Origin of the sequence: Magnetospirillum sp. UT-4 (assembly GCF_902729435.1) — a bacterium.
Taxonomy (GTDB): Bacteria; Pseudomonadota; Alphaproteobacteria; order Rhodospirillales; family Magnetospirillaceae; genus Magnetospirillum.
This window is the reverse complement of sequence record NZ_CACVCG010000086.1, coordinates 1-12,620: the sequence shown is the minus strand read 5'-3', so window position 1 is coordinate 12,620 and position 12,620 is coordinate 1. Positions and strand designations below refer to the sequence as shown.

10 protein-coding genes and 1 pseudogene are annotated in these 12,620 nt (G+C 63.8%); 1 reads left to right on the top strand and 10 read right to left on the bottom strand.

Annotated elements, in window-relative coordinates; genetic code table 11:
- Positions 1 to 571, bottom strand: a pseudogene (locus MTBUT4_RS12265) (chemotaxis protein CheY); the annotation flags it as partial.
- Positions 572 to 1,057: 486 nt separating this feature from the next.
- Between MTBUT4_RS12265 and MTBUT4_RS12260 the strand changes: the two are divergent.
- A complete protein-coding gene (locus tag MTBUT4_RS12260) occupies positions 1,058 to 2,308 on the top strand; it encodes a hypothetical protein (RefSeq protein ID WP_173979983.1) in 1,251 nt (416 codons plus the stop codon).
- A gap of 704 nt (positions 2,309 to 3,012) precedes the next feature.
- Here MTBUT4_RS12260 and MTBUT4_RS12255 read toward each other — a convergent pair.
- From MTBUT4_RS12255 to MTBUT4_RS12215, 9 genes are all read right to left on the bottom strand, one after another.
- A complete protein-coding gene (locus MTBUT4_RS12255) occupies positions 3,013 to 4,290 on the bottom strand; it encodes an IS256 family transposase (RefSeq protein ID WP_256367252.1) in 1,278 nt (425 codons plus the stop codon).
- A 61-nt stretch (positions 4,291 to 4,351) separates the two neighbouring features.
- Entirely contained in the window at positions 4,352 to 4,624 is a 273-nt protein-coding gene (locus tag MTBUT4_RS12250; protein ID WP_173979981.1) for a hypothetical protein, read from the bottom strand.
- Between the two features lie 1,035 nt (positions 4,625 to 5,659).
- Positions 5,660 to 7,090 (bottom strand): pentapeptide repeat-containing protein, encoded by a 1,431-nt coding sequence (locus MTBUT4_RS12245; RefSeq protein WP_173979980.1) that lies wholly within the window; start codon positions 7,088 to 7,090, stop codon positions 5,660 to 5,662.
- 115 nt (positions 7,091 to 7,205) lie between these two features.
- Complete coding sequence (locus MTBUT4_RS12240; protein ID WP_173979979.1) at positions 7,206 to 7,547, bottom strand: hypothetical protein; 342 nt, start codon at positions 7,545 to 7,547, stop codon at positions 7,206 to 7,208.
- Between the two features lie 54 nt (positions 7,548 to 7,601).
- Positions 7,602 to 7,820, bottom strand: coding sequence for a hypothetical protein (locus MTBUT4_RS12235; protein WP_173979978.1), 219 nt, complete (start codon positions 7,818 to 7,820; stop codon positions 7,602 to 7,604).
- Between the two features lie 130 nt (positions 7,821 to 7,950).
- The gene (locus tag MTBUT4_RS12230) at positions 7,951 to 8,193 is read right to left on the bottom strand and encodes a hypothetical protein (protein WP_173979977.1); all 243 of its coding nucleotides are present in this window, start codon (positions 8,191 to 8,193) and stop codon (positions 7,951 to 7,953) included.
- Between the two features lie 182 nt (positions 8,194 to 8,375).
- A complete protein-coding gene (gene mamZ, locus MTBUT4_RS12225; protein ID WP_173979976.1) occupies positions 8,376 to 10,310 on the bottom strand; it encodes a magnetosome biogenesis transporter MamZ in 1,935 nt (644 codons plus the stop codon).
- A complete protein-coding gene (locus tag MTBUT4_RS12220) occupies positions 10,300 to 11,076 on the bottom strand; it encodes a magnetochrome domain-containing protein (protein ID WP_173979975.1) in 777 nt (258 codons plus the stop codon). The genes mamZ and MTBUT4_RS12220 overlap by 11 nt, the downstream gene beginning before the upstream one ends.
- Before the next feature lie 132 nt (positions 11,077 to 11,208).
- Positions 11,209 to 12,372 carry a chemotaxis protein gene (locus MTBUT4_RS12215; protein WP_173979974.1) on the bottom strand — a complete coding sequence of 388 codons (1,164 nt, stop codon included), beginning with the start codon at positions 12,370 to 12,372 and terminating at the stop codon, positions 11,209 to 11,211.
- Between the last annotated feature and the right edge of the window lie 248 nt (positions 12,373 to 12,620).

The following is a 12,620-nucleotide window of genomic DNA, read 5'->3' as shown; positions in this document are numbered from 1 at the left end:
GGGGCGTGGGCGCGACATTGGCATTGATTCGAACGGTTGGCCTGTCGGCCTTCGCAGAGGCGTCGCTTAACTGTTCGGCAACTCGGTCTTCCGCACGGCGGAACGGCCCCTGATGGCCCTTTGACGAGCGACTGCGGCGGCAAGGGCCGCGATAGGCGTCGGCGGAAATGAAGGGGCGCTTGGAGCCAAGGGCAGAGACCAACTTGGCGTGGACCGCCATCAGCGAGGTCGGCATGGCGATGACCTCGTTCACGCCGGCATCGCGAGTCTGGCGCAGCAATTCTCCGGTCCAGACCTGCCCAATGCTGATAATCGGAATGATGTACGATTGGGGCTGCATCTTCCACCGGACAAAACGTGCCACCTCCAGCACGCCCCCCGTGGGAAGGTCATTTTGCGCGATGATAAGATCGCATGCCGAGCCAACGCTTAGGAAATTTTTGACCGCATCGGAATTCGCCAGGAATTCCACATTATGAAGTTTGTTTGAAGACAGAACCTCTCGCAACAGACTTCGAAGCCCGCCGTCGAAAACCGCAGCCACGCACCGGACGTTGGATAACGAACTCATCGTTCCGTCCCACTTCTCCACTTCAGTAGCATGCCCGCCCCCTCAACCCGACCCGACCTTCGGTTTACGTTAACAGGTTTTTTGTATAGATTGAAGCGCCAGAGTGGTGATAGGATAGATGCGGTCCCTGCCATACAAAGGGCTCATATTGCCATATGGCTTTGGCAGTGCAGCGCATTCACTGTAACAGGCTCTTAATATAGATAAAAATGTCTGATTGGCGATAGGGTCAGCATGGTGCCTACCGTCCAAATGGCGGATATTACCATATGACGTTTGAGTTATTGCACGTCCAGGTTTTCATGTCCTTTTTTAGATAAAGGCGCCCGGGCGGTGATAAGATTGGGATAGTGACAGCCGTCTAAAAGGCTGGTATTGCAATATGGCATTGGAAATATGTCGCAACGCAGGCCAACACCCACCAATGGCGCATCGTTAAAGACAATTTCAGTCCTTCTTGTGTCGAGTGACAAGAAGGGGCTGAGTTTGCTTTCTGACGTGCTGCGCCAGATTGGCGTCGGCACCATCAAGGAGGCGGATTCGACCGAATATGCCATCCTGATGGGGCGCTACATTTCCATCGACCTCATCATCTGGGCCGACCTGGGCCGTGGCTATCTGCCTCTGCTAAAGCATTTCCGGCAGGGAACCAACGGTCCGAACCGCGCAGTTCCCTTCCTGTGCATTGCTGAAAGCTGGTCCAGCGAGCAGTTGGCCGAAGCGCGTGACGCCGGCGTCTCGGCCTTTGGGACCTTCCCCATCGGCTTGCGGAGCATGTTGAAATCGGTGACGACCATTCTGGCGTCTCCGTTGGAATTCATCGACGTCGAAACCTATGTGGGTCCCGATCGCCGGCGCCGCGACTTGGCCAATTATCAGGGCCCCTGCCGAAGAGCCACGGACGATCCCGCCCGGCAGTTCGCCGGGGCGGAGGACGGGAGCGGGCAATCGGCCCGGCCGTCTCCGAAATCGGCCTTGCCCGCCGGCGCGGCGGCGGCCGAAGCCGCGCCCCGCCCGGCAGCGGTTCCTGCGGTGGCGGCCTCGGGTGGCGGCGGTGTCGGCGCTGTGGGTTCTGCGCGATCGCCCGGCGCTCCGGTCGCGGAGGACGGCCCGCCGGCCATGGATCGGCGGGTGCAGGTCGTCCATCAGGCGTTTCGCTTGGCCGTCGAACTGCAAGGATTGCTGCCGACGACCTCTGACATCGATACGATCGACAAACTCGACAAGATCAACGATCTCTTCGATCGCCTGACCAATCTCATGGGGTTGGTTCACAGCTATTGCATCGAAGAGACCTTGGGCGTCGCGTTCTTTCGCAGCAAATATACGGAACTGAACAAAATGATCAGCAGCTTTTCCCTTGGCGTGCTGGCCGCCGGTATCGAGCGCACCGTGCGGAAAACGTCGGCCATGGCGGAAAATTCCGAGCCGATCGTGTTGGGGTCATCGTATAAGCTGTTTCACAAGATGTCCGGCTTCGAAAGCCTGATCCGCCTGATCGGCGGCCATGCCGCATTGTCGCCCCGCCTGCTGGAGCGGATGGTGGTCGGATGGCGGAATGTGCTGTCGCTAGCCGAACGGGACGCCATCCTGACCGAGATGGGCAGTGAAGAGGTTTCCACCATGCGGCTGGTGGCTTCCCAAAGTCTGGCGGGGGTCTCGCAGGCAATGCGCGAGCGGCTGGCCGCCGCGTCTCAGGACGAGACGTTCAAGCGCCTTAAGGACGTGGCCGGCTAGAGTTTCCGCTAGACCATGTTCCGTTTGAACGGAACATGGTCTGATTGTTTAGCCCTCGCCGGGCGGGCGCGTTCCGCGCCCTTGGCTGCGGCCCCTTGGGCCGCGGGCATGTTCCGTTTGAACGGAACACGCCCTAGTGTGGTGATTCTGAAGTTCGCATCGTAATGCGAACTTCAGAATCACCACACAATTCAACAAATTAGTGGCCTGCTTATCCCAGAATTTCGCTATGCGAATTTCTGGGGCAGGACACTAGCATATGCCAGTGGCGCCCCCTCCGGGGACCGCTCAAACCCGGTCGGTTTCGCCCCGGCGGCGGGCGGTAGTCGTGCTGCGCTATATCAGCGCTTCCGAGCAGACTTCATGGCTGGCAAGGCACGCCTTGGACTGGTGGCAAAGAGCCCTGGATAGCGGCGGCTCGCATCCAAGAATGGCATTCAAGCGCGTGGCCTTGCCCCGACCACCGCCCTGCAGGTGGGGCGGGGGTGCCGCCTCGGCCGTAAAGGCTCCCATGATGTGGGGAGCCAGATTTCTGACCGACAGCGGCAGGGTCACATATGCATGAATGCCGGCGGCCAGGGCTGCATCGCGGGCGTCATCGCTCCCCTGCTTGTCCACGATGATGATAGGCGATCGTGTCCCATTGATTGGTGTAACAGCGGCGGCGTGGCCGTGCTGATCTCCGTCTGGCTTGGCCGGGTTGGTCAGGCTGCCACGGCGGGCAGTCCGACCAGAGGATCATCGCTCAAGGGGGCGATGGTTTCCAGGGTGATGTAGCGGGCGCGCTGGACGGCCCATTCATCGTTCTGCTCCAGCAGGATGGCGCCGATCAGTCTGGTGATGGCGGCTTCGTTGGGGAAGATGCCGACGACTTCGGTGCGGCGCTTGATCTCGCCATTGAGCCGCTCGATTGGATTTGTGCTGTGCAGCTTGGTCCGATGGGCGGCGGGGAAGGTCATGTAGGCCAGCACGTCGGTCTCGGCCTCGTCCATCAGGGCGGCCAGTTTCGGCACCCGGGGGCGCAACTGGTCGGCGACCTGGCGCCACTGGGCGCGGGCGGCCTGGGCATCGTCCAGGGCGAAGGCGGTGCCGATGAAGGCGGAGACGACTCGGCGGCCCTGCTTGCCGGCATGGGCCAGGACGTTGCGCATGAAGTGAACGCGGCAACGCTGCCAAGTGGCGCACAGCACCTTGGAGACGGCGGCCTTGATGCCCTCGTGGGCGTCGGAGATCACCAGCTTGACGCCGCGCAATCCCCGGCGCGCCAGCTTGCGCAGGAAGTCGGTCCAGAAGGTCTCGGCCTCGCTGGGTCCGATGGCCATGCCGAGCACCTCGCGCCGGCCGGCGGTGTTGGCGCCGACGGCGATGATCACCGCCACCGAGACGATGCGCCCGTCCTGGCGCACCTTCACGTAGGTGGCGTCGAGCCAAACATAGGGCCAATCGCCCTCCAGCGGACGCTCCAGGAAGGTGGCGATCTTGCCGTCGATCTCGCCGCATAGGCGGCTGACCTGGCTTTTCGAGATGCCGGTCATGCCCATGGCCTTGACCAAGTCGTCCACCGAGCGGGTCGAGATGCCCTGGATGTAAGCTTCCTGGATCACCGCGGTCAGTGCCTTCTCGGCCATGCGCCGCGGCTCCAGGAAGCCCGGAAGGTAGCTGCCCTTCCTGAGCTTGGGGATGCGCAGTTCCACCGTCCCGGCCCGAGTCTCCCAGTCGCGGTCACGATAGCCGTTGCGGTGGGTCAGCCGGTCGGCCGGGTTGCGTTCGCCGTGGCTGGCGCCGGTCAACGCCCCAACCTCCAGTTCCATCAGACGCTCGGCGGCGAAGCCGATCATCTCGCGCAGAAGGTCGGCGTCAGCGCTCTTTTCCAGCAAGCCGCGAAGGCTCATCATCTCGTTGGTCATCATCGCATCCTTGGTTCGGTGTTCGGTGTCGCAACCAAACCCTACCGAAGATCGTTGATGACCACCGCCGTGGATAACTGGCTCGCCGCCGCCAGACTCTTGGCGGTCGCTGCGGCGAGCCAGTTACCCACCGCTCCTACACCACTCGGGGGGGCACGACCATGATAGGCTTGTCGGCGCAACCGGGGATGCGCCCGATGCGCCGGACCGGATCGCCGAAAGCCAGCCCTTCGATTTGGGCCGACATCAGGATCATATCCACAGGAAAACTGAACAGCAGGGTTTCGGCTTCGCCATAATTGGCGGCCTCGACACTGGAGGTGAACCCGCTCCAGCGCAGGACCTCCCTTATCAAGCCGCGAAGAACTGGACTGCTATCGGCAATGAGGAAGTGCCTTTGGGTGTCCATCGCTGCCCCCGGCCTATTGGATGTTCCAGGCATAGTCCTGTGCCTGGCAGGCGTGCAGGACATAAATTGCGTCACTGCATATGGGTGTTTATACCTGTGAGCAAAAAAGAATAAGGTAATGCAAGGATAGTAAATGACTTTTTGTTTGTCTACTATGCGGAAGAATAGTCGCTCGTACGCCTTATGCGCGGGGGAGGGATATACCCCAGGAGCGGCCGTTCCTACCCGGTGCGGCCCGGGCGCGCACGCCTTTGCACGACCCCGGATTACGTCGGATTGGTGATGTTCGCGCGGTGGGGGATGGAACAGGGGGGGGCGTCGCGGCTTGGCGGGGAAATGCGGCGAGGTGGTGGCCCAAGCCACGCCGCGATTCCAGAACGGTCCAGGCTCGATGTCTTGTCCGCGCAATCCGTGGCCGCGAAGCGGGGACGAATACCATATCCCGGTGATCGGAACCGATCACCGGCGCCCTCAGTCGGCGGGCGGGTTTCTCCGAAAACATTGCCTTCCGCGGCCCAAGGGACTGCGGCCAAGGGCGCGGAATGCGCCCGCCCGCCAGAGTCAGGATTTCCTGGAACTGGTATTATTCCGGGAGCGGAGGCCTGGACGCCGTGCTCGGCGCGGCTTTCAACGAGATCAGGAACACACATGACACGGATGCCAGCTGGTGCGGGCGCGCGGATGTCACGGATGAAGGTAATGGCGCGCTTGGCGCGCCAAGCGTTGAAATCCGTGTTCATCAGCGTCCGGCGCAGCCGGAAACCGTGCCATCCGTGTTCCCAAAGACAACTGGGGCCGAATGAACGGACAGGCGTGGGCTTGAAGCGGGCATCCGCGCGGCGACGCCTCGTCCGATGCTATGAAGCGCCCTTTTTCGGAAGCACGTGGATGGCCGTGTCGAACACGGCGCTGACGAGCACCCGACCCCGCCCATCCTAAAAAAGGGGGACGGCGACCGCTTTACAGCCACCCGCTCATCGGGACGATGTACGAGGCTTCGCCCAGGCACGCCCCTTGCCGGGCGCCTTCGGCCGCCTATTTGCCGCGAACGCTATAGCAGATGACGTCGATGCCCTCGCCGCAGTGATCGTTGGCGGCGGTCCATTTGCGCGCGACCCGCTCGAAGGTGAACTGCTCGCGCAGGGTGTCCGGGTGGGAATACAGTTCTTCCAGCACCAGGACTTCACCAACCACGCCCACGGGCATCAAGCGGGCGGCCGGCGAAATGGAATGGGCGACCAGTTCATCGCTCTTGTGGCCTTCTGGGTCAACGCGCACGGTGGCCGTGCTCCAGTTGATGGCCACGAAGGATTCCACATGCATGTCGCGCAGCATGGCGATATAGCGCCCACCGCAACGCAACGCGTCGGTGGGGTTGGCGAATCCGACCAGGATGGCGTTGCCGCTGGTGGTAATGGGAACGCTCACGTCCTGGCCGATGAAATTGCGATTGTACTGGGCCAGCAGGTCCAGCAGCATGGCCTTTTCCGCTTTGGTCTTGCGGCTGACCTGGTCGAAGTACAGCGCGAGGATGGCCATGTCGCGCACTTGGTAGATGAAGTAGGTGTCGTCGTCCTGATCATCGTCCTCGACCGCGGACAGGTTTCCGCTTTCCAGGGCGGAGTCGTCCTCGTCGATATCTTCCAGCAGGCTGGAAATTTGCGACGGATCCAGCATCCCGTCCCCACCCAGGGGGGGCGCGGGGGTGTCGAGACTGCCCGACCCGATGTCCCCGTCATCGACGCCCATGGGCGGAATAAGTTCGTCGATGGGATCGGGTTCGGCCCCAAAGGGGACGGGCGCGTCGGCGTCACCGTAATTGTCCTGCGGGCTCGACTGCGGCAGGACCGCCGCGTCGGTGCCCGGCCGGGCAGCCCCGGGCGCGGCCCGGCCTGGGGTGCGGCGGATCACGGCCCCGGCCATGTTCGCCCCGTCCATCAGGGTGCCGGCGGTCACGGCGTCGGTCAGGTCGGCGCCGGTGAAGTTGGCATTGCGGGCGTCGGCGCCAGCCAGATTGGCGCCGGTCAGGGTCGCGCCCGAGAAATTGGCACCCATCAGTTTGGCGCCGGCCAGGTTGGCTCCGGTCAGATCGACGCCCGACAGGTCCATCTTGCCGGCCAGATTGGCGCCGGCCAGGTTGACCAGCCGCATGTTGGCGCCAGAGACGTTGGCGCGCAGCAGGTTGGCGCCGGCCAGATTGGCGCCCTGTAGCTTGGCGCCGGACAGGTCCGCTTCTTCAAGGCTGCAGCGAGGCAGGTTGCAGTTGCGCAGGTTGGCCCCGCACAGGATCGCCTTGCGCAGATCGGCCATGGACAACAGCGATTCGCTGAGGTCCATCCCTGCCAGATTGGCCCCGCGCAGATTGGCGTTGGTCAGGTCCGGGCGCACATCGGGTTCCTCCAGGCGCCAAGCGTTCCAGTCGCCAAGTCCCTGGCCGAGGTGTTGCAGGTGGTGTACGTTGCCCATAGCCGTGTGGCCGATCAGAAATCCAGACTGCTTTCAGCATACACCACGCTGGTGATTTTTCAATAATTCTGGAGGGCGTCCGGTGGAGTGGGCGCGGCGCGGCAAAGAAGGCCGCTCAGCGTGGGGGTGTTTGCTTCTTGCGATCAAGCAGAAACCGCAACACGTCGGCCTGTGAATCCGCCTTGGCGGGCGCGGGCGCGGGTTCTAGTTCGGGCACGGGTTCTGGCGCGGGCGGTGGGATCGGGGCGGCGGGTTCGGCCACGACCTCCTCCGCGGCGGGGGGCTGTTCGACCGCGGCCGATGGCGCGTGTGTGGGCGGCTGGGTGGACGGCGCCAAGTTCAGTTGGGGAAGGCTTTCGCGCTCAATCTCACGCGCCGCGCTGGCGACGTCGCCGGCCACGCTGATGATGCTGCGGATGAGGGAAAGGGCGGCGGCCTTGGATTTGTCGTCGCTCATGTCCATGCTCTGTCAGTGAAGGACGAGTGATGTGTCCGGCCTGATGGGCGGCCGCTAGAGGGGCGGGGTGGCTACGGTATTGTCCTGGCCCTTCTTATTGGCCAGGGTGTTGGTGGCAGAGGCATAGCTGAAGGCGCACGCCCCCCCCATGGCGCCCAGGACGACCAGCCCCAGTGCGGGGCCGATGGTGACGGTCAGCGGCGCGCCGCACAGCATGGCGCCAACCATTTTGGGCGAAAGAAGCTTCAAGCCGAGGAAGGAAAAATCAACCATTGCACGCTCCGCCCATCCGTAAAATCTCGCACCAGGGGTCCGCCAGCTACATAATGTAACATGCTGTGCGGTTCGGTCCTACAATTTTGACTGGATGTGACGACGCGGGGTGCGGGAGGGCGGAGATGGATCAGCCCATTCGCGAGCGGGCGGCGGCCGACACGTAGATCAGGCCGGTCATCAATCCAACCGCTACGGCGGCGCCAACTGGGCCCCCTGCCAGGGCGCCCAGGCCGACCGCCTTGCTCACCCCCAGAAGTCCCGCCGCCTTGCCGGTCCCCGCCGCCAGAGCGCCACCGGCTCCAACAAAGGTCGAGCGCATGATGGCCTTGGGGCCGAGGTGGCGGCGGGCGGCGGTAAGGTTCTGGCTCATGGTATCCTCCACAGGGGATAACGATAGTTAATCGCAGCCACACTTATGGTGCGGTTGCAAGTCATTGTCAACTCAATTCCACGTTTCACCCCGATTTTGGGACGAATCCGTTGCGGTGGGCTTGTGGGGTGGGCGGGCCGTAGGGGCCGGGCCGGGCCCGGCCCGGCCATCCTTGCGAGAGATCAGCCGATCTTCAGCAGTCTCAGCATGTCTGCGCCGCGCCACTGATGGAAGCGATACCAAAGCAGGACCACGACCGCTGCGGCGTAGACATAGGGTTCGCCGTTTTCATGGTTGGCGGCCAGGATGAAGTGCAGGGCCACCAGCGCGTTGATGGCATAAACGGCGCGGTGAAGCTGTTTCCAGCGCTTGCCGCCTATGCGCTTCACCTGGCTATTGGCCGAGGTCACCGCGAGGGGAATCAGGAAGGCAAAGGCCAGCAGGCCCAGCAGGATGAAGGGGCGCTTGTAGATGTCGGAGGCCATGTCGCCCAGGTTCAGCGCCCATTCCAGGGTCACATAGGCGATGACATGCAGCACCGCGTAGAAAAAGGCGAAGAGCCCGATCATCCGGCGATAGCGGGCCAGGGTTTTGATTCCGGTGATTTCCTGGACCGGGCGCATGGACAGGGAAATGATCAGGAAGGTGAAGGCCCAGTCGCCGAGGTAGCGGTTGACAAAGCCGACGGGGGCCTCTCCCAGCGAGCCGTTGGCGATATAGCCCTCAATCAAGCTGCGCCCGACCAGCCAAACGAAGGGCAGCAGGGCCGTCAGGAAGACCAGAGGCTTCCATTCGATTTTGCGCGCGGTCTTCAGGTGATGATCCGCAGTCTCGTCGATGCCGTTGGCCAGCAGCCAGGCGGCGAACAGAGTCACCAGCAGCTTTCCGGTTCCGGTCAGGATGAACGGCGCTCGCGGGCCGAGGGCGTCGAAGTAATAGCCGCCGCTTTGGACCAGCATGACCGTGCCAAGGGCGCCGACCAGATAGCCGGCACCGACCATGGCGCCGCGGATGGGCTTGGGGGCGATGTCCACGGTCAGGACCTGAAGGGTCACGAAGCAGCCGGCGTGCGCGATCCCGACCATGATCAGGGGCAGGGCCACAAGCCAGTTGAAGGGATTGGCGAACATGCCCAGCCAGATATAGCCCATCGCTGACAGCGAAAGACTGGCGCCGATGGCCGACACACGGCTGTGCCGCTCGATGAACCGGCGCCACAGCGGCACCGCCACCAGGACGGCGCCGCCCAGCAGGCCGATCATCACCGCGGCATGGGTGGTGGCCGCCGTGCGGCCGATCCCCACCATCCCGGAGACGGAAATGCACCAAAGGGAAAAGAACAGACTGAGCAGGATGACGTCGGCGCGGGTATAGAAAGCCGCGGCGACGGCCAACTGCATGCGTGGGTCCTTGGTGATGGTCTCCCAGACCTGGCGGATTGGGGACTCGCTCGCCGCGTCGGACACGGCGGGGGGCGTCTCCTCAAGGATTCGCCGGGTCAGTTGGAAACCCGCCAATCCGCCAAGCAGGGGCAGGCACATGATGGCGAAGACCCCGCCGGGATAATCAGCCATCTGCATCACGATGGCGGCCAGCATGGTGCCGCCGAACATCATCATGAAGACCAGCCTGGACATCAGGCGGGGCCGGTTCCCCCGCGAGGAGATGTCGCCGACAAGGGTCGATAGCTGAAGCTGCACGGTGTCGGCACCCACCGTCAGCAGCACCCGGGTCAAGTAGAACAGCGCCAGGCCCGCCGCGCCGAAGGTCAGGCCAACCTGAAGGCTGATCAACGAGATGCCGGCGCCGGCCGCAGCGATCAGGAAGCCGACGGCCACCAGCCGCACCCGGCCGACGCGGTCGGATAGCAGGCCGAACCAGCCGACGCAGACCACGGCGACGATCTCGGCCACCACCTGGATGTTGGCGTTGACGGCACCTTCCTTTTCAAAGGCGATGCCGAAGATCTTGTCCAGGAGCAGCGGCTGCATGGCGATTGACAGGGCGGCGACGAGCGCCCCCAGGGACATCAGCACGTAGACGGTGTTCCATTGGCCAGGGGAGAGTTCCGATTCCGCGCGCTCGGCGACGCGAACGGGGGCGATGTCATTCGGCATCCTGCTCTCCCGCCTGGGTCCACATGCCGCGCAGATGGTTGTCGCGCAACTCGCATACCTCGCCGTTGGCCATGACACTCATGGCGTAGCCCAGACCACCCTCGGCCGCCATGTCGCGCAGGCCGGTGCCCTTGATGAACTGACCCGGCCGGACCGTGCACTTACCCGCCTGCAGGAACCATTTCGGCGCCAGGTCGATCCAATAGGGGACGTTGATGCCGTCGTCCACCAGCACGAACAGGGTTCCCCAGACCGAGCGCGTGCCGGTTCCGGCCACGTTCAGCACCTTGCCCTGAAAGCGGAACGGAACCATGGTCTCGTGCGCTTCGGCGCCAGGGGGCAGCGCGGCGACGGGCAGAGGGGGGGCGTCCGTGGCCAGGGCGACGTTGATGGCGGCCGGCAGCGACATCACCCCCAGCGCCGCGGCGACCGGCTGGGCCGGTTGCGCGCTCTTGGCGGGGGCGGCGCCTTCCTTGGGGATGATGGTGTGGCAGTTGGCGCAATTCATGTTCTCGCGCCCGTCGGTATGGGGGGCGGGGGTGCCGGCGACGATGGGCAGCACGCCCGGCCCGGTCGAGGAGGCGGCCGGCGCGGGGGTGACCACATGGCAACTGGAGCAGACCATCTTATCGCGGCCGTCGCGGTGGGGCGCGCTCATGCCGGCGACGATGGGCGGCGCCATGCCGTAGGTGTGGTCTTCCCAGGGATTGGCGCTGAACACGGCCGTCAGCACCAGGGTCATGCTGAAAGCAATGCCCAGGGCCATGATCCAGACGGCGATATCCGGGTGTGCGAAAACCTTGTTTGTCACCAAAGGGTCGATCTTGCTGATGGGGGAGGCGGGGTTGGGGCGCGGGATGGCGGCCACTGTAGCGCAAATCCGCCGCTGCCCGCCATATTAAGCTGCGCTAATGATGTTGCCGTCCACGTCGAAATGCCTGGTCAGGGCGAATTCCAGGGCCCACAACTCGCCGTCCTCGAAGACGATGCGGACCAGGTCCGTGGGGTCGCAGGCGCTGACCAGGGTGCGGATTTCCTGAGCCTCGCGCAGGATCTTGGAAATCTGCTGGCGGGCGGCGTCGTTGGTCCGGGCGCACGCCCTGATCTGCTCGGGATGGCTGGTCACCTCGGCCTGCAGGGTGCGGAAGAACACGTTCTTGTCGCCAGCGAAATAGGCCGAGGTAAGGGTGGTGATGAACTTCCTGGTGCCGTCGCGATCGCCATGGGCGGCGTTCAGGTGCTCGGTCAGCAATTGGGTCGTGGTCATGCTGAGGTCGTTGAGGGCCAGGGTCAGGATCTCGGCCAGGGCGCGCATGCGGTCGATGCGCTGGCCGGGGCCGGCCGCGCCCTTGTCTTCCGGCGCCAGGGCGCGTGCGCTGGAGAAGCTGTTCAGTTCCTGGGTGATTTCCTGGGACAGCAGCCGCTGCGAGCGCAGTTCGTCGACGATGCCGTCCCGGCTTTCCCGCGTCAGCTGGACCAACTGGGCGGTGGCCGAGGTCTGCGCTTCCAGCAGGGCGGCGATGGATTCGCGATGTTCCCGGAACAGGTTGGTCAGGGCGGTCATGGCGGCCTCGTTGCCGGAGCGTTCGGCCTGAAGGGCCAGCAGGTCTCGGGCTTCGGCGGTTAGGTCGGTCAGCCGGGCGGTGGCCGTGGCCTGGGCGTCCAGGCGGGCGGAAACCGTCTCGTGATGCTCGCGGAACAACTGGACCAGGGTCAGCAGCGCGGCCTCGGCATTGGTTTCCGACCGGATCGCGGTCAGGTCGCGAGCCTCGCGGGTCAGTTCGGCCAGGCGGGTGCTGGCGTCGATCTGGGCCTCCAGTTGCGCCGCCATGGCGACCTGCTGCTGTTGCAGCAGATGGGAGAGCGCCTCGGTCCTGTCGCCGGCGGGCGCCTCGCGCGTGGCCAGCGCCGCGACCTCGGCCTTGATGCCCTCGACGTTGCGCACGATGCCGGACAGCCATGCGGCGCCGACGGAAAGCCCGATGGGCAGGGCCAGGGACAGAATGACGATCAGGAACTCATGGGGAAGCAGGTGGAAAATATTCTGCCAACCGCTGAACATACTGATATAGGAGAACCAACATGCCGCCCAGGCGACGGATATGGCGGTTGATATTTTTTTTTTGGATCTTTCCCGCTTTCGCTGCGGATTTATTTCAAAACCGTTCATGTCCAAAATAGCTCCTGCGGTCGCGAGGTGAGCCTTTGCGGTATAAAGGCTTGGGTTCCGCCAATTTAGGAGGGACGCCCGCGCGGGACATTATTGTTAGGGTGTCGGAGCGAAGCCGTCAATGCCGGCGGAAGTTTGCC